This window comes from Pantoea sp. Cr_R13 (assembly GCF_029222565.1).
Taxonomy (GTDB): domain Bacteria; phylum Pseudomonadota; class Gammaproteobacteria; order Enterobacterales; family Enterobacteriaceae; genus Pantoea; species Pantoea eucalypti.
Map to the genome: position 1 here is coordinate 592,129 of NZ_JARHXL010000013.1, position 18,240 is coordinate 610,368.

The following is an 18,240-nucleotide window of genomic DNA, read 5'->3' on the forward strand; positions in this document are numbered from 1 at the left end:
TTTAAAAGGTGTACGGCTCTCACAATAACCGTCATTCAGGCTCTTCTTCGGAATGTGGCGGTGAGAGGGGGATTGATTCGCTGCGCTCACCCTTCGGGCAACGTCGCAGGCTCCGCTGTCCAGCGGGCTTTGCCCGTTGTCGAACCCCGGCGGGGGTTCTCATACCCCTCTCTCAGTGCAATATGCAAAAAAAAAGCCTGAACAAACGTTCAGGCTCTTCTTCAGAATGTGGCGGTGAGAGGGGGATTGATTCGCTGCGCTCACCCTTCGGGCAGCGTCGCAGGCTCCGCTGTCCAGCGGGCTTTGCCCGTTGTCGAACACCGGCGGGGGTTCTCACACCCCTCTCTCTGTGCAATATGCAAAAAAAAAGCCTGAACAAACGTTCAGGCTCTTCTTCAGAATGTGGCGGTGAGAGGGGGATTCGAACCCCCGATACGTTGCCGTATACACACTTTCCAGGCGTGCTCCTTCAGCCACTCGGACACCTCACCACATTTACTTCGCCGACCGCGCTGGGTCAACGGGGCGGTACTATAGGGAGTCGGCTGAAAAGGGTCAAGCACTATTTTTCTCTTTTGATCTATTCGCTTAAGCTCTGAACGAATCGATTTACTGCGACATAAAACCGGGGATTTATGTCGCATATTTTGCTTCGTTAAAGGCTAAATCAGCTCTTCACCCGATTCGCGAAACTTTTGCGCAGTTTCTGCAGCTTCGGTGGGATTACCGCCATGCAGTAGCCGTTGCGCTGGCCCGCGCCTTCCCAGTAATCCTGATGATAGGCTTCGGCAGGGTACCACTCTTTCAGCGGCTCAATGGTGGTTACCACCGGCACATCATGGTCAGCCTGAGCACGGGCAATGGCGGCGCGCGCTTCTGCTTCCTGTTCTGCGTTGGCCGGGAAGATCGCCGAGCGATACTGGGTGCCGATATCATTGCCCTGACGGTTAAGCTGGGTCGGATCATGCGTCACAAAGCTGATATCCAGAAGATCGCCGTAGGTCACTTTCTCCGGGTCAAAGCCAATGCGGATGGCTTCTGCATGACCGGTTGCACCACTGCAGACCTGCTCATAAGTCGGATTAGGACGGGCACCACCGGTATAGCCACTTTCAACCGACTCTACGCCGATCACATCTTTAAACACCGCTTCGGTACACCAGAAACAGCCGCCGGCGATAACTGCATATTCGATAGCCATAATAATTTACTCCTGTCAGGTCGAAAGAGGTGAATGGGGGCGCGACAGACCGCTTTCAACTAGATCAGCATCTCCGGTTTAAAATCTCTGCTCCTGTCCACTATTTTCTCGCTCATCACGCTGAACCGGCCCTCGCCGGTATAGTGCAGAGTAGTGGGATATTCCGGCTGCTCAGCAACATGGGCTTTCACGATCTCAAAAATAAACAGGTTGTAATTAGCGACCATCGAATCGTCATAGAGCTGACACTCAAAGCTGGCAAAGCATTCGGCAATCATCGGCGCGCCCACGACCTGAGCCGGTTCAGGCGTGAGGCCAAAAGCCTCGAACTTATCCAGCTGGTCTCCGTGGCTGTTGCCAATCCCTACAACTTCATCAATCAGTGAGGCCGAAGGGATATTCAGCACGCATTGACCGCTATTCCGAATCAGCTCATGGCTGTGATTCATGCCGGCAATCACGCAGCCGACCAGGGAGGGCGAGAACTCCATCACCGTGTGCCAGCCAAGTGTCATGATGTCATGGTGATCTTTGTACTGTGAACTGAGCAGCAGCACCGGCCCGGGTTCAAGATATTTACGGGCTTTACTGACCGGGAAAGCATATTTGTGCATGCGTTGGCTCATGACATAACTCCTTTAGCGTAAGGGTGCCATTAAGTGTAGAGCACCCGGCGCGGAGAGCAGGAGCCTCAATGGTCAGAAATGCGAGGTTGATAGCGGAGGGAAGAGCGCTGACATTTTACTGCAGTATCGCGACCTTAAGGTTTCCTTAATATGCCGTCGCGATACTGCCCGCTCTAAGTGAGGATAATATTATGAAAACTGTACCTGTCTCTCTTCCTGTTACTGCTTCACGTCCGATTAGTGAATATGCTGCATTCCTGATTGCCGCAGCCACCGTTGTTCTTTTCCTGTCAGCCTGGTTTACTGCTTAAAATTTAACGACGGCCCGACACCCGCTTCGGTCGCGACGATTCCCCAGGAAAAACTGAAACCGGTGTAGCTGGACGATACGGCTGACAATGCTCAGCCCAAGTCCGATACCGCCGTAACGACTGTCCATGCGGATAAATGCCTTACTCAGCTCGCCACTTTTACTCTCATCGATACCGGGTCCCTCATCTTCCACCACCAACATCAGGTCGGGAGCAGAGAGCAACTGCACACTGATCGTGCTGTTATCCGGGCTGTAGCGATGAGCATTCTCTACCAGGTTACGCAACAACATCTTCAGCAGCGTGGCATCACCGCGCACAAACTGCTCCTGCGGCAAATTGAGCAACAGCGTCTGCTGATGCGCCTCCAGCATGATACTCAGCTCCGCCTCCATCGGCAGGATCACATCTTCGATCAGCCCGACGTTCTGATAGGTACCAGAGGTAAACGACTGCCCGGCACGCGCCAGATTCAGCAACTGCGACACGCTGTGTGTCATTTGATCCAGGCGCTGCACCAGCGGCTGAACTTTGACATCGCTATTACGCTCAATTAATTCCAGATGCAGACGTAATCCCGCCAGCGGCGTTCGCAACTCATGCGCCACATCAGCAGTGAACAGCCGCTCGCGCTCGAGGCTGCTGTTCAGACGCGCGACCAGCTGATTGATCGCCTGGGTCACGGCATCGATCTCATGGACCTGACTGTAACAGGCGACAGGCTCGAGATTTTCTTCGCTGCGACTCTCCAGTTCACGCTGCAACTGATAAAGCGGCCGGGTAATCCATTTTACCGCCTGATAGCAAAGCAACAGCGTCAGAGTAATCATGACCAGACTAGGCACCGCCAGGCTGGCTACCGCTTCATGAATTTCACGTTTAACGTGACTGTCCATGTTACGTTTCTGCAACTGCGCTTCCACCAGAAACTGAATCTGCTCTTTACTCTCATGCCATAACCAGATCACGCTGATGATCTGAAAGACCAGCAGAATCAGGCCGATAGCCAGAATGAGGCGAAAGCGCATACTACGGTGATCGAAACCTCTTATCATGTTGCCTCACGAACGCCATCCTGCGTTACCAGCGCATAACCGAAGCCACGCACGGTGCGAATAGCGCTTTTACCAATTTTGTCACGCAGATTATGGATATGTACTTCCAGCGTATTAGTAGAAGGCTCGGTCTCCCAGTTGTAAATATCCTGGTAGAGAATTTCACGGTGCACCGGATTTCCAGCCTTGAGCATCAGCCGTGACAGAATCGCAAACTCTTTAGGTGTCAGGTCCAGCAGCACGTCATTAAGCATAATCTGGCGATGGGTCATATCCAGCGCCAGCGCACCCACTCTGACATGACTGTCGCCCTGATTAACGTGACGGCGGATCAATGCGCGGATACGCGCCAGCAGCTCATCCAGCGAAAACGGTTTAATCAGATAGTCGTCAGCACCCGCGTCGAGTCCGGCAATCCGCTCGTTGATGGTGTCGCGCGCGGTCAGAATCAGCACGGGTGTCATCTGCTTCTGGCGACGCAGTCGTATCAGAAAATGCAGGCCATCTTCGTCCGGCAGGCCAAGGTCCAGCACCACCAGACTATAGAGGCCGCTGGCGAAGTGCGCTTCAGCGTCCCGCACGCGCGTCACGCCATCACAGACATAGCCTTCACCCTCCAGCGCCAGTATCAGACCCTGCAACAGCAGAGCATCATCTTCAACAATCAGTATCTTCATTAAGGTTGGCTCCGACACGACGTCAAAATATCATCCGCTGGCACATATTCGTGAGTCGCGGTGCCGGTTAATCCCAGCATGGTTGAAAACAGATTATCCTGTGAAAATTCGTCTGTCGCCGCCAGTTTATTCAGGCAACTGCGATTAACGGCATAGCGTTTCTGATAATCATCGGAAAGCCAGATCAGAAGCGGCACATGTTTCTGGGTATCCGGTGCAATAGCATAGGGCAGGCCATGCAGGTAAGCCCCGTTTTCACCCAGCGATTCGCCATGGTCTGACAGATAGACCAGGCTGGTGGTGAAGCGATCCTGATGCGCACGCAGTACGTTAATGGCTTTATCGACAATATGATCCACATTGACCAGCGTATTGTCATAAGTATTGATCAGCTGTTGCTGCGAACAGTCCTGTATCTGATTGGTATCACAGGTCGGTTCAAACTGACGGAACTGCGGCGGATAGCGATGGCTGTAAGTCGGACCATGACTGCCAATGGTGTGCAGCACGATCACCGCATTGCCTTTTAACTGACTGATGTATTCATCCAGACCGTGGAACAGCACGTCGTCATAACACTCACCCTCAATGCACATACCAGGCAGGTTCAGGCTGGTCATATCCTGATGTGGAACACGATCGCAGGCACCTTTACAGCCGCCATCGTTCTCATTCCACAACACGCTGATCCCGGCACGCTGAATGACATCGAGCAATCCTTCCTGGTGCGCGGCCAGCACATCATCATAATGTGCGCGCGGCATATTAGAGAACATGCAGGGCACGGAAACCGCCGTAGCGGTGCCGCACGAGGTGGTGTGCGGGAAATAGATCACATCATCTTTCGCCAGTAAGGGATTGGTCAGACGGCCATAACCGCCCAGCGAGAAGTTTTGCGCGCGTGAGGTTTCACCCAGCACCAGAATCGTCAGATTCGGCTTGCCGCTGCTGCGGCTGGGTTGCAGGTGGGCATCTTCACCGATACGGATCAGCGGCGCGTTCTGCAGCTGCTCGTGTTTATACCAGGAGAGCGTCGCCGCAATGCTGTTAGAAGGACTAAGCGCTTTAACCAGCTCGCGGTTGTTGCGAAATAGCGAGGCGTAATCTTTATAGAAGAGCAGGGCGACCAGCACGATCAGTGCGGCTGAGAGCAGCACGCTGAGCAGTCGCGCCAGCACGCCGCGCCACCGCTGCTTTTTGATTCGCGGCCAGAACACCAGCAACGCCATCAGCACCCCTGAGCTAAGCAGGGTCACGAGCAGCTTTGGCGTGATCAGCGCAAAGGATTCCGAAGCCGTGGTGTCCATCATGTTGGTGATCATCGAGCGATCGACCACGATGTTATAGGTCTGAATAAAATATTGTGCCGACGCGGAGAGCAGAATAAACAGCACGGCCAGCAGGCGATCCAGCCAGATAAACGAGGCCAGTGTAATCACGATATTAATGACGCTAAAGGCGACCAGCGGCATCGATAAAAACACCAGCGTGGTATGCAGGTCGTTCAGCGGCATTATCGTCAGAACCTGACGGTAATAGGCAATATTAAGGAAAATCGCGATGTAAACCGCAGCCAGAATCAACAACGTAAGGCGGCTGATTAGCGGCCTTTTAAGGGTTAACGCCATGTGAGCAGGAACCAAAGTAATAAAAGTGTCACGAGAATGCACTTTCAATATTAGGAATACCTTAAGAAACTTAAGGTTTGAATGTGGCTGGCTGGTGAGGCAGCGATACAACAACGGCCGCAGCGAACAGTGGATCGGCGAAGGCCCGTAAAGCTAAAAAAAACAGATGTGCAGTGCGCTCTTATGCTGTCTTAACCGCAGCGGCTGGCATGAAAACTGCATATTTCTGGCATAACCCCTGTTAATGACTACACTTAATGTGAAGATGTTCTCAGTTAGCCAGTATTGTCAGCAATGCGCTTGCAAGTTTGAGGAGAGTGACCTATTCAATCACCGCATTTTATCCCTCAATCACCGTTTTATCAGAATTTCCCGCTTGCTGACCTGACTGCGTCAGGACATTCTTGTTTTAACTCAATGTTTTATTAAAATTCGATTTTCAGGAGAAGTAACGTGACTCAAGCGGCAGATACCCATGCCAGGTACCCGACATTAAGCAGCGGGCAATACGCCTTCTTTTTTGATGTCGACGGCACGCTGGCAGCGATACAGTTCCGTCCCGAAGCGGTATTTATTCCTGAGCAGGTCATTGCGCAACTGCAGCGACTCTCTGCGCTCTCACAGGGTGCACTTGCGCTGGTTTCTGGCAGACCCATAGAACAACTTGATGCGCTGGCCGCGCCTCTGCACGGCCCGGCCGCGGGTGTGCATGGTGCTGAGCGCCGTGATGCCGAAGGTAATCTGCATCGCATCAGCTTGCCAGCTGAGGTTGAGCAACCGCTCAGAACCGAACTGCAGGCGGCCATGGCCGCGTGGCCAGGCACTCAAATGGAGATCAAAGGCATGGCCTTTGCGCTTCATTATCGTCAGGCGATGCAGCATGAGCAGGATGTCATGCGACTGGCCGAACAGTCAGTAAAGCGTTTCCCGGGACTGGCGCTTCAGCCGGGAAAATGTGTGGTAGAAATCAAACCATCAGGTATCGATAAAGGCGCCGCAATAGGCGACTTTATGCAGCAGTCCCCTTTTGCCGGACGTACGCCGGTCTTTATTGGCGACGATCTCACTGATGAGAAGGGCTTTCTGGCCGTCAACGAACGACAGGGCGTCTCTATCAAAGTCGGCGAAGGGTACAGCCAGGCCGATTATCGGCTTAGTGATGTCGATGCGGTTTACGGCTGGCTGGAAAAAACATTATTACTATTAGAGCAAGACAACGTCGGTAAGGAGTTTAGGTTATGAGTCGTTTAGTGGTTGTTTCTAACCGTGTCGCCATGCCAGATGGGTCTAAAACCAGTGCTGGCGGCCTGGCCGTCGGCATTCTCGATGCTCTGAAAAGCACCGGTGGAATGTGGTTTGGCTGGAACGGTGAAATCAGCGAGTTCACTGGCGAAGAGGTAGAGGACGTTAAGGTTCAGGAACATGAAGGTATCGAATATGCCTCGTTCCCGCTGAGCCAAAACGATTACGATCTCTATTATTGTCAGTTCTCCAATACAGTAATCTGGCCTGCCTTCCATTATCGCCTCGACCTGGTGCAGTTCCAGCGTGAAGCGTGGGAAGGGTATTGCGACGTCAATGATTCGGTGGCGCAGCGTTTAAAACCGCTGATCAAGCCTGATGATATTGTCTGGATCCACGATTATCACTTTTTACCGTTTGCCGCCGCACTGCGTCGCGCAGGCATCAATAACCGCATCGGTTTCTTCCTGCATATTCCGTTCCCGACGCCTGAAATCTTTAACGCGCTGCCACCACACAAAGAGTTGCTGGAAATGCTGTGTGAGTATGACCTGCTGGGCTTCCAGACCGAATCCGATCGGGTGGCATTCCTTGACAGCGTCAGCCAGCTCACGCAGTTGCAGAATAAGGGCGACAAAAAGCATCGTGCCTTTGGCAACACCTTTATGACGGAGGTGTATCCAATCGGGATTGAGCCAGACAGCATTAAAGAGATGGCCGAAGGACCGCTGCCGCCGAAAATGGCTGCCATGAAGAAAGAGCTTGGCGATGCGCGCAACATCATTGCCTGCGAACGTCTCGACTATTCCAAAGGTCTTCCGGAGCGTTTCCTGGCTTATGAAGCGCTGCTGGAAAACTTCCCGGAGCATCGCGGCAAGATCCGTTATTCGCAGATCGCCCCAACTTCCCGTGGCGATGTGCAGGCGTACCAGGATATCCGTCATCAGCTGGAGACCGAAGCAGGGCGCATCAACGGTAAGTACGGAACGCTGGGCTGGACCCCGCTCTACTATCTTAACCAGCATTTCGACCGTCGCCTGCTGATGAAGATCTTCCGCCTCACCGATGTCGGTCTGGTGACGCCGCTGCGTGATGGGATGAACCTGGTGGCTAAAGAGTATGTTGCTGCGCAGGACCCGGACGATCCAGGCGTACTGGTGCTGTCGCGCTTTGCCGGGGCAGCAAATGAGCTGACCTCTGCGCTGATAGTCAATCCTTATGACCGTGATGAAGTGGCCGCTGCACTGGACAAGGCGATTACCATGCCGCGTACCGAAAGGATTTCACGCTACAACGACATGATGGCGGTATTGCGTAAAAATGATATTACCGCATGGCGTGAAAGCTTCCTGAAAGACCTGGAACGCATCGACCCACGTAGCGTTGACCATAACACGGCCAACAAGGTTGCAACCTTCCCAAAACTGGCTTGATCTGAGTCCAGGTTAAGATGATAAAAGCAGTGATACCTGAGTCAGGGTTTCGCTGCTTTTTTTTGGTACCGCTCACAGAAAAGCCGCTCCGCATCTGTTATGGACCCTATGTGGTAAGCATGCGATAGTGCCTGCCGAGAGTACGCAGAGTGGCGCGATTCCTGCAATCTCCGCAATTCCTGCAACGCCCACCATGTCCCAAACCCCTTCAGCACGGCCCCTGCCGCTTTATTTACCTTCTTTACTCAAGTTTTCCGGCAGGCTGCCGATAGTGTTAGTGCCAACCTATAACTCCTCGTTAATTCATTCGACATTCTTATGTAACCCCTTGTTACATCGGATATCTCAGCCCGGACACATCTCTGCAACTGTTAACACCCGTTGTCAGAAAATTCGCGTACTGCCGTATAAACCTTAACGGTTTCATTACTTACCTGCTGCGATACTCCCGTTAAGTAACTAATTTAACAGCAATTACGCGCATCGCCTGCCAGCACAATCTTCTGATAACGCGTGTTTGGCTGGTTCTAAATAGGGTGTTAAAACGATTAACACCCCATATTCATTCCTGACTGCTCAAAGCGTCGAATAGCGATGATTTTACCCCCTATTAAACCTTTCTCAGGACCAATTGGACTTAAAATTGCTCTTTTTTGAGCGAAAAATGACCAGTCGGTAAGAGATCGTAAAGGGTTGCTGAAGAAATTTGCCTTAAAAGTGTGACCTGCGTCACACTTTATCTAAAATTACGCGTCACTGTCGTTGTATGTCGAAATCAGACGATATAGATTTGCCTTGTTTTCGGATTAGTCCTAAAAAACGTAAGAAGATGTCACGGAAGATGTCCAGAACTCGAAAATAGAATGGCATGGATTTTCGACCTTCGGTGGGTCTGAAACCCACAAAAAACAGAAGGCGAAAACGGTGACATTAATTATATGTGAAGTTTTTTTTGCCATCTTTTGATTTAACAAACAGCAGCTCGAACCGCAGAGTTTTCTCTGCGATACAGTTACGTCGCATCTCTCAGGATGGAAAAATAATGGGCACCTCTGAAGTACTGAAACATATTTACGATCTCAACTTGTCTTATTTACTGCTGGCACAGCGCTTAATTAACCAGGATAAAGCCTCAGCGATGTTTCGCCTCGGCATTGACGAAAAAATGGCGAACGCATTATCTGAATTAACATTGCCTGAAATGGTAAAAATGGCAGAAACCAATCAACTGGTTTGTCAGTTTCGTTTTACCGACAGCAGCAGCATTAGTCGGCTGACGCAGGAATCTCGCGTGGATGATTTACAACAAATCCATACAGGAATTTTATTATCCAGCCGTTTACTGCGTAATGCGTCTAAAGATGATGCGCCAGCTAAAAAGAGAGCAATGTCATGAGTGAGAAAAGTATTGTTCAGGAAGCACGTGATATTCAGCTCGCAATGGAGTTGATCACACTGGGTGCACGCTTACAGATGTTAGAGAGTGAAACCCAGCTCAGTCGTGGTCGTCTGATCAAGCTGTATAAAGAATTACGTGGCAGTCCGCCACCGAAAGGCATGCTGCCGTTCTCCACGGACTGGTTTATGACGTGGGAGCAGAACATCCATGCTTCGATGTTCTGTAATGCCTGGAAGTTTTTACTGAAAACTGGCCTGTGCAGCGGCGTAGATGCCGTGATTAAAGCTTACCGCCTGTATCTTGAACAGTGTCCTCAATCGGACGAGGGCCCTCTGTTGGCGCTGACTCGTGCCTGGACCCTGGTCCGATTTGTTGATAGCGGTATGCTGGAACTGGCGGATTGTAAGAGCTGCAGCGGCAGCTTTATTAACCATGCGCATCAGCCGGTTGGCAGCTTTACCTGCAGCCTGTGCCAGCCGCCATCACGTGCCGTAAAAAGACGTAAACTTTCTGCAGAACCTGCCGATATGTTTCCACAACTGCTGGATGAACAGGTTAAACACGCCGTTTAAATTTGTTCGCATTGTGGAAGCCATCCAGCAGCGGTTAATACCGCTGCTTTTTTTTTGCTTGCGGTTCAGGAATAGCACCTGCAGCTCTCTGGCTTAACTTCCACCAACACGTTACGGACGTAAGGATTTTTTGTGCTGATAATTATAGGTTACCTGATTGTTTTAGGCTCCGTGTTGGGCGGATATGCGCTGGTAGGTGGCCATCTGGGCGCGCTTTATCAGCCTGCTGAATTATTAATGATCGGCGGTGCCGGTGCGGGTGCTTTTTTAGTCGGCAACAATGGCAAGTCGATTAAAAAAACGCTGAAAGCGCTGCCTAAATTATTTCGCGGCTCCAAATACAATAAAGCCGTTTACATGGATTTAATGGCGCTGCTTTATCGCCTGATGGCGAAGTCGCGCCAGCAGGGGATGCTGTCGCTGGAACGGGATATTGAAGATCCGAGCCAGAGTGAAATTTTTGCTAATTATCCTCGTATTCTTGCCGATAAACAGTTAGTCGATTTTATCACTGACTATTTACGTCTGATGGTGAGCGGCAACATGAACGCCTTTGAAATCGAAGCGTTGATGGATGAAGAGATAGAGACCTACGAACATGAGTGTGACGTACCAGCGCAAAGTATTGCTGCAGTAGGTGATGGTCTTCCTGCATTCGGTATCGTCGCAGCAGTAATGGGCGTGGTTCACGCACTGGCTTCTGCTGACCGTCCGGCCGCTGAGCTGGGTGCGCTGGTAGCGCATGCGATGGTGGGGACTTTCCTTGGCATTTTGCTGGCGTACGGGTTTGTCTCCCCGCTGTCGTCAGTATTGCGCCAGAAGTGTGCGGAAACCACCAAGATGATGCAGTGCATTAAAGTGACATTGCTGTCGAGCCTGAATGGTTATGCGCCGCAAATCGCGGTGGAGTTTGGTCGCAAGACGCTTTATTCCGCCGAGCGCCCATCGTTCAGCGAACTGGAAGAGCACGTGCGTAACGCCAAGAACCCGGCTAAACAGACGTCAGACGAGGCTTCATGAAACACGGCAATCGCCCAATTGTGCTGATCAAAAAGCGCAAACATAAAGGCCATGAAGGCAGCCACGGATCGTGGAAGATTGCCTACGCCGACTTTATGACGGCGATGATGGCCTTTTTTATGGTGATGTGGCTGCTCTCTATCGCCAACCCGCAGGAGCTGGTGCAGATTGCAGACTACTTTAAAACACCCCTTAAAGTTGCGATTACCGGTGGTCAACGCAGCAGCGACAGTACCAGTCCAATCCCTGGCGGCGGTGACGATCCGACCAAAAAGATTGGCGAAGTTAATAAAGTTGTCGATATGGATGCCCAGAAACGCAAGCTGGATGAGATTCGTCTCAACCGTTTACGTGAAAAGCTCGACCAGCTGATCGAAGCGGATCCGCGCCTTAAAACGCTGCGCCCGCATCTGATCATCAACATGGTGGAAGAGGGGCTGCGTATTCAGATTATCGACAGTCAGAATCGCCCGATGTTTAAAACCGGTCGGGCCGAGGTGGAGCCTTATATGCGCGATATCCTGCGTGCAATAGCGCCCATCCTTAATGACATTCCGAACCGCATCAGCCTGGCCGGACATACCGACGATTTTCAGTATGCCAGCGGTGATAAAGGCTACAGCAACTGGGAACTGTCGGCTGACCGTGCGAACGCCTCACGCCGTGAACTGGTTATTGGCGGTCTGGACAGTGGCAAGATTTTACGGGTGTTAGGCATGGCCGACACCATGAGCCTGAAAAATCGTGGCGGGAATGATGCAGTGAACCGCCGCATTAGCCTGCTGGTGTTGAACCACGACACCGAAGCGGCAATTGAAAAAGAGAACGCAGAAAGTGATGCCGTCCAGATCAGCGATCCGGCGGCGATTGAACAGATTACCGCACCTGCAACACCAGGCAGCGCGGTGAATACAGCAGCCCCCTCACAGCCGAGGTGATTCCCGTGAGTATGGACATCAGCGATTTTTACCAGACGTTTTTTGATGAAGCCGATGAGCTATTAGCGGATATGGAACAACACCTGTTGGGTCTGGACCCACAGGAGCCAGATTCGGAACAGCTTAACGCCATCTTCCGTGCCGCTCACTCCATAAAGGGTGGGGCCGGAACCTTTGGTTTTACGGTATTGCAGGAAACGACTCATATCCTGGAAAACATTCTGGATGGTGCTCGTCGCGGCGAGATGCAGCTCAGCACCGACATCATCAACCTGTTTTTGGAAACCAAAGATATTATGCAGGAACAGCTCGATGCTTATAAAACCGCGCAGGAGCCTAACGCGGAGAGCTTCAAATATATCTGTGAAGCGCTGCGCCAGCTGGCGTTAGAGGCCAAAGGTCTGCCGGTTGAAGCACCGGCCAGTGTTGCCACTGCCAGCGCAGAGCCCGCCAGCACCAGCGGCCTGCGTGTACAGCTGATCGATCTCAAAGAGAAAGAGGTCGATTTGATGCTGGAAGAGATGAGTAATCTGGGCACGCTGACCAATGTGCAGAAGGGCAGCAACATGCTGGACGTCTGCATTGATGGCGTCGGTAAAGATGACATCGTGGCGGTGCTCTGTTTCGTCATTGACGAAGCGCAAATTCGCTTCCCGGCCGCTGATGACGCGGTTGCTGCACCGGTTGCCGTCGTGGCCCCCGCCGCACCTGTGGTGGAAGAGGTTCACACCGCGACCGTCACCGAACTGCCTGTGGCAGCGGCGAAGCGTGAAACTAAGCGCGCTGCGGCGCCGGCTAAATCAAGCGAATCCACCAGCATCCGCGTAGCCGTGGAGAAAGTCGATCAGCTGATCAACCTGGTGGGCGAACTGGTGATTACCCAGTCAATGCTCGCCCAGCGTTCCGGCGAACTCGATCCGGTGGCGCACGGCGACCTGCTGAACAGCATGGGTCAGCTGGAGCGTAACGCCCGTGATCTGCAGGAATCGGTGATGTCGATTCGTATGATGCCAATGGAATATGTCTTCAGCCGCTTCCCGCGTCTGGTGCGTGACCTGGCAAGCAAACTTGGCAAAGAGGTCGAACTGACATTGCTGGGCAGTTCAACCGAACTCGATAAGAGCCTGATTGAACGCATCATTGATCCATTAACACACCTGGTGCGTAACAGTCTTGACCACGGTATCGAAACGCCAGAGAAACGCCTTGTCGCCGGTAAAGTGGCAACCGGTAACCTGACGCTTTCAGCGGAACATCAGGGTGGCAATATCTGCATCGAAGTCTCTGATGATGGTGCCGGTCTGAACCGTGAACGTATTCTTGCAAAAGCGCTGTCATCAGGCCTGCCCGTTCATGAGAACATGAGCGACGAAGAGGTCGGCATGCTGATTTTCGCCCCAGGCTTCTCTACAGCAGAGCAGGTGACGGATGTTTCAGGACGCGGCGTCGGTATGGACGTGGTGAAACGAAATATTCAGGAGATGGGCGGTCACGTTGAAATCGCCTCGAAGCAGGGCAAAGGCACGACCATTCGTATTCTGCTGCCGCTGACGCTGGCCATCCTTGATGGCATGTCCGTTCGCGTCGCCAATGAAGTCTTTATTCTGCCGCTGAATGCGGTGATGGAGTCGCTGCAACCGCGTGCCGAAGATCTCAAACCGATGGCCGGTGGCGAGTGCGTACTGGAAGTCCGTGGTGAATATCTGCCACTGGTTGAGTTGTGGAACGTCTTTGATGTGCAGGATGCTAAAACCGAAGCCACTCAGGGCATCGTGGTGATCCTGCAAAGCGCGGGCAAACGCTATGCGCTGCTGGTCGATCAGCTGATTGGTCAACATCAGGTGGTGGTGAAGAACCTGGAAAGTAACTATCGCAAAGTGCCGGGCATCTCCGCTGCCACCATTCTTGGCGATGGTAGCGTAGCGCTGATTGTCGATGTTTCAGCACTGCAATCACTTAACCGTGAAAAACGTGTGGCTGGCGCTGCCGCCTGATTGATAACGAAAGGGTAAATAACATGAATGGAATGGCAACCGTGACAAAAATTGCTGGCGAAACTGTGGGTCAGGAGTTTCTGGTCTTCACGCTGGGCGACGAAGAATACGGCATCGATATCCTCAAAGTTCAGGAAATTCGCGGTTACGATCAGGTAACACGTATTGCGAATACCCCTGATTTTATCCGCGGAGTGACTAACCTGCGCGGTGTCATCGTGCCCATTATCGATCTGCGCGTGAAGTTTGCGCAGCCCGATGTTGAGTACAATGAAAACACTGTGGTTATCGTGCTGAATCTGGAAAATCGTGTGGTTGGTATTGTGGTTGACGGCGTTTCTGACGTGCTGTCGCTGACTCAGGACCAGATCCGACCTTCACCGGAGTTTGCGGTGACCATGTCGACCGAGTACATGACCGGTCTGGGTGCGCTGGGCGATCGCATGCTGATTCTGGTCGACATCGAAAAGCTGCTGAGCAGCGACGAGATGGCGCTGGTTGATAATCTGCGTAGCGCGTAATCGGGTTATCACGGGCTGGTTAACACTGGCCCGTGATAGTTGCATCGTGAACAAGCCTTTTAAAATCAAAGAATAAAGCGACTCCCCCTAATTTCCCGCCATCACCTGCCGATAATCCCTGCGTCACTTTTTTGATTACCTCCTTTTTTCAGGGTTACGCATGTTAACGAAAATCCGTGTTGTCACCAGTCTGTTGCTGGTATTACTGGTGTTTGGGCTGTTACAGGCCTTCTCCGGTTCCGTCTTTTACTCCGCATTAAGTCACGATAAGCAAAGTTTCGCTGTTTCTCAGCTGGCGATGCAAAATACGCAGGCGCTAAATGATGCCTATATGAGCCTTAACCAGAGCCGTGTATTACTGACACGCATTCAGCTCCGTCTCGCCACCAGTAAACTGGAAGGCAAAACAGCAGATGTTGCCACGCTGTTTACAGACAGTCAGCGCTTCCAGCAGGAGGCAGAGGGCTTCTATAAGACGTTCAAAGAAACGCCAGATACGCCAGGACAGGATCAGCAACTTAACGACCAGCTTGATCAGCGATACGGCGACTATGCGGCCGCGCTTAACAGCCTGCAGAGCGCGCTGCAGGTCAATGATATGGTCGCGGCGGGCAAAGCCCCGGTTGCACCGAGCCAGAGTGCCTTTCTGACGTTGTACCGCGAGTGGCGAGCCGACCAGAGTCGGCTGACTACACTGGGCGTGGCAGAGAACAGCAGTGCTTATAGCCATATGATGTGGATCCTCGCTACCATTATGGCTGCCGTGGTGGCGGTGATCGTGCTGTGCTGGTTTGGCCTGCGCAAAATCGTGATGGCGCCACTGAACAGCAGCATTCATCACATTCAGCATATTGCCCGGGGCGATTTAACCCAGCCTATCGTGGTGGAAGGGCGCAATGAAATGACCCAGCTCGCGGCCAGCCTGCATGATATGCAGCAGTCGCTGGTGCGCACCGTAACCAATGTACGTGAAGGATCGGATGCGATTTTCACCGGCGCCAGCGAGATCTCTGCCGGGAATAATGATCTCTCCGCCCGCACGGAACAACAGGCGGCCTCACTTGAGCAGACGGCAGCCAGCATGGAGCAGCTCACCGCCACGGTAAAACAGAATGCTGAAAACGCCCGCCAGGCGTCACAGCTGGCACTCAGCGCCTCCGAAACCGCAGAGAAAGGCGGGAACGTTGTGGCTGGCGTGGTGAAAACCATGAGCGAAATCGCCGGCAGTTCGAAGAAAATTGCCGATATCACCAGCGTGATTGACGGGATTGCGTTCCAGACCAATATTCTGGCGCTTAATGCGGCCGTTGAAGCGGCGCGTGCCGGAGAACAGGGTCGCGGTTTTGCTGTGGTGGCGGGTGAAGTGCGCAGTCTGGCGCAGCGCAGCGCCCAGGCGGCAAAAGAGATCAAAGGATTGATCGATGACTCCGTGAGCCGGGTCAACGTCGGTTCGCAGCTGGTTGGCACCGCGGGCGAAACCATGAGCGATATTGTCAGTGCAGTCACACGCGTCACCGACATCATGGGTGAAATCGCTTCGGCGTCGGACGAGCAGAGCCGTGGTATCGATCAGGTCGGTCAGGCGGTCACCGAGATGGATCGCGTGACCCAGCAGAACGCCTCATTGGTGGAGGAATCCGCTGCGGCGGCAGCCTCGCTGGAAGACCAGGCCAGCCGGTTAAGCCAGGCCGTGTCTGTGTTCAACATTACACGCGGCACCGTGCAGCAGACACTGACAAAGCATCTGCCGATTGCCGCGCCAGCCACGGTTGCGCAGATCCCCCGCAAAGCCCTGACGGCCCCCGTCAGTGATACCCACTGGGAAACCTTCTGATGTCCCGTTGCGCATCCTGAGGGATGCGCAACCCTCCCCGTTATTCCTCTGCTTAAAGCCAAACTCAGCAGCTCATGCTGATAAAAATAATTACAAAAGCCACTTCTCTCCTGAAAGCACCAAAAAGCGTTAATTAATCCTGAAGGGTCGCCGATATAGCCGCTGCACCTTAATCAACCTGCAGGGGAACAAGATGTTAAAAAAAATAAAAGTGGTAACCAGTTTAATCGCAGTACTGGTTATCTTTGGCGCGCTCCAGTTAGTCTCTGGCAGCCTTTTTTGGTCAGCACTTAATAAAGACAAAGCTTCCTTCGCGCTGTCTCAGGTCTCTAATCGTAATGTTACTGAGATGACAGATGCTTATATTTCTTTAAACAACAGCCGTACCACGCTGAACCGCGGCATGCTTCGATTACAGACCAGCATGGCATCGCAGATGAACGGCGGTCAGCTTGATGAACTCATTTCCAAAGCCAATAACCAGTTAGCAGAGGCCGATCGTCACTTCAAAATCTATTACCATCTGCCTACCACAGCCGGTCTTGACGAGACGCTGGGGGACAAGCTTGAAGCTGATTACGCCAGTTATGAAAACGGCCTGAAAGCGATGGTAAAAAGTCTGCAGGCACGTGACCTGGAAGGGATGTTCAAACAGAACATCGAACAGAAGCAGGTGGCGATGCAGGAGAGTTACAATAAATGGCGTGCGCTGCAGACTGCACTTTCCGACAAGGGCATGGAGCAGAACCACAACGCGTACACCCAGATGATGTGGCTGCTGGCCATCATTGGCGTTGCGGTACTGGCGGTGATTATTATCTGCTGGTTTGGCCTGCGTCAGGTGCTGATTCAGCCCCTGCAACAGCTTCTGGCACAGATTCGTGCTATCGCCTCCGGTGATTTGACTCAGCCTATTGTGGTTGAGGGACGCAATGAGATGAGCCAGCTGGCCGCAGGCATCCATGAGATGCAACAGTCTCTGGTGATGACCGTGGGTAATGTCCGTGATGGCTCAGATGCCATCTTTACCGGTGCCAGCGAAATCGCCGCCGGTAACAACGACCTGTCGTCACGAACCGAAGAGCAGGCCGCCTCACTGGAACAAACTGCCGCCAGCATGGAGCAGTTGACCGCCACGGTGAAGCAGAATGCGGACAACGCCCGTCAGGCGTCGCAACTGGCGCTGACCGCCTCCGAAACCGCACAGCAGGGCGGAAAAGTGGTTAATGGCGTGGTCACCACGATGAAAGAGATTGCGGACAGCTCGAAGAAAATTGCTGACATCATCAGTGTGATTGACGGTATTGCCTTCCAGACTAATATCCTGGCGCTGAATGCCGCCGTTGAAGCCGCGCGGGCCGGTGAGCAGGGGCGTGGTTTTGCAGTGGTGGCGGGTGAAGTGCGCAGCCTGGCACAGCGCAGCGCCCAGGCCGCAAAAGAGATCAAAGGCCTGATTGAAGACTCCGTCTCTCGCGTTAACGATGGGTCACTGCAGGTTGAGAGCGCCGGCAGTACCATGAATGAGATTGTGGGTGCCGTGACCCGCGTTACCGACATCATGGGCGAAATCGCCTCAGCGTCTGATGAACAGAGCCGCGGTATTGAACAGGTCGGCGTGGCCGTCACTGAAATGGATCGCGTGACGCAGCAGAATGCTTCTCTGGTTGAAGAGTCTGCCGCCGCCGCCGCCGCTCTGGAGCAGCAAGCCAGCGTTCTGACCCAGGCAGTCTCAGTATTCAAAATTTCCCGCGCCTGATTTCCTGCTTTTCACCATGGCAGCGGCTTTAAG

General features: G+C 52.8%; 15 protein-coding genes, 1 tRNA gene and 1 other RNA gene. 10 read left to right on the forward strand and 7 right to left on the reverse strand.

The features are described from left to right. Positions 1 to 55: 55 nt before the first annotated feature. The 7 genes from P2R09_RS10400 to eptA all read right to left on the reverse strand — a co-directional run bounded on the left by P2R09_RS10400 (position 56) and on the right by eptA (position 5,498). Positions 56 to 184: non-coding RNA, RtT sRNA (locus tag P2R09_RS10400), on the reverse strand. Positions 185 to 403: 219 nt separating this feature from the next. Continuing rightward, positions 404 to 491, reverse strand: a tRNA-Ser gene (locus P2R09_RS10405). A gap of 176 nt (positions 492 to 667) precedes the next feature. After that, positions 668 to 1,201: a peptide-methionine (S)-S-oxide reductase MsrA gene (gene msrA, locus P2R09_RS10410; RefSeq protein ID WP_003849120.1), complete on the reverse strand. Its 534-nt coding sequence runs from the start codon at positions 1,199 to 1,201 to the stop codon at positions 668 to 670. 59 nt (positions 1,202 to 1,260) lie between these two features. Beyond that, positions 1,261 to 1,827, reverse strand: coding sequence for a flavin reductase family protein (locus P2R09_RS10415; protein ID WP_181162200.1), 567 nt, complete (start codon positions 1,825 to 1,827; stop codon positions 1,261 to 1,263). Positions 1,828 to 2,134: 307 nt separating this feature from the next. After that, positions 2,135 to 3,193: a two-component system sensor histidine kinase PmrB gene (gene pmrB, locus P2R09_RS10420; protein WP_078804498.1), complete on the reverse strand. Its 1,059-nt coding sequence runs from the start codon at positions 3,191 to 3,193 to the stop codon at positions 2,135 to 2,137. Further along, positions 3,190 to 3,870: a two-component system response regulator PmrA gene (pmrA, locus tag P2R09_RS10425; protein WP_003849128.1), complete on the reverse strand. Its 681-nt coding sequence runs from the start codon at positions 3,868 to 3,870 to the stop codon at positions 3,190 to 3,192. Before pmrA ends, pmrB begins: the two co-directional genes overlap by 4 nt. Then, entirely contained in the window at positions 3,870 to 5,498 is a 1,629-nt protein-coding gene (gene eptA / locus P2R09_RS10430; protein ID WP_039660016.1) for a phosphoethanolamine transferase EptA, read from the reverse strand. The genes pmrA and eptA overlap by 1 nt, the downstream gene beginning before the upstream one ends. A gap of 453 nt (positions 5,499 to 5,951) precedes the next feature. Here eptA and otsB point away from each other — a divergent pair, with 453 nt between their 5' ends. The 10 genes from otsB (at position 5,952) to P2R09_RS10480 (ending at position 18,207) form a co-directional block, all read left to right on the forward strand. After that, positions 5,952 to 6,740: a trehalose-phosphatase gene (gene otsB, locus P2R09_RS10435; protein WP_275769406.1), complete on the forward strand. Its 789-nt coding sequence runs from the start codon at positions 5,952 to 5,954 to the stop codon at positions 6,738 to 6,740. Further along, the gene (otsA, locus tag P2R09_RS10440) at positions 6,737 to 8,173 is read left to right on the forward strand and encodes an alpha,alpha-trehalose-phosphate synthase (RefSeq protein ID WP_003849133.1); all 1,437 of its coding nucleotides are present in this window, start codon (positions 6,737 to 6,739) and stop codon (positions 8,171 to 8,173) included. The genes otsB and otsA overlap by 4 nt, the downstream gene beginning before the upstream one ends. Before the next feature lie 1,042 nt (positions 8,174 to 9,215). Next, positions 9,216 to 9,569 carry a flagellar transcriptional regulator FlhD gene (gene flhD / locus P2R09_RS10445; RefSeq protein ID WP_003849135.1) on the forward strand — a complete coding sequence of 118 codons (354 nt, stop codon included), beginning with the start codon at positions 9,216 to 9,218 and terminating at the stop codon, positions 9,567 to 9,569. After that, on the forward strand, positions 9,566 to 10,144 hold the full coding sequence (gene flhC, locus P2R09_RS10450; RefSeq protein WP_008925378.1) for a flagellar transcriptional regulator FlhC: 579 nt from the start codon (positions 9,566 to 9,568) through the stop codon (positions 10,142 to 10,144). The genes flhD and flhC overlap by 4 nt, the downstream gene beginning before the upstream one ends. Positions 10,145 to 10,276: 132 nt before the next feature. Next, positions 10,277 to 11,164: a flagellar motor stator protein MotA gene (gene motA / locus P2R09_RS10455; protein WP_003849139.1), complete on the forward strand. Its 888-nt coding sequence runs from the start codon at positions 10,277 to 10,279 to the stop codon at positions 11,162 to 11,164. Then, on the forward strand, positions 11,161 to 12,102 hold the full coding sequence (gene motB / locus P2R09_RS10460) for a flagellar motor protein MotB (protein WP_003849141.1): 942 nt from the start codon (positions 11,161 to 11,163) through the stop codon (positions 12,100 to 12,102). Before motA ends, motB begins: the two co-directional genes overlap by 4 nt. Before the next feature lie 11 nt (positions 12,103 to 12,113). Then, complete coding sequence (cheA, locus tag P2R09_RS10465) at positions 12,114 to 14,096, forward strand: chemotaxis protein CheA (RefSeq protein WP_275770674.1); 1,983 nt, start codon at positions 12,114 to 12,116, stop codon at positions 14,094 to 14,096. A 23-nt stretch (positions 14,097 to 14,119) separates the two neighbouring features. Further along, positions 14,120 to 14,617 (forward strand): chemotaxis protein CheW, encoded by a 498-nt coding sequence (gene cheW / locus P2R09_RS10470; protein WP_003849145.1) that lies wholly within the window; start codon positions 14,120 to 14,122, stop codon positions 14,615 to 14,617. A 160-nt stretch (positions 14,618 to 14,777) separates the two neighbouring features. After that, complete coding sequence (locus P2R09_RS10475) at positions 14,778 to 16,451, forward strand: methyl-accepting chemotaxis protein (RefSeq protein ID WP_008925375.1); 1,674 nt, start codon at positions 14,778 to 14,780, stop codon at positions 16,449 to 16,451. 193 nt (positions 16,452 to 16,644) lie between these two features. Continuing rightward, the gene (locus P2R09_RS10480) at positions 16,645 to 18,207 is read left to right on the forward strand and encodes a methyl-accepting chemotaxis protein (RefSeq protein ID WP_008925374.1); all 1,563 of its coding nucleotides are present in this window, start codon (positions 16,645 to 16,647) and stop codon (positions 18,205 to 18,207) included. The last annotated feature ends 33 nt before the right edge of the window (positions 18,208 to 18,240 follow it).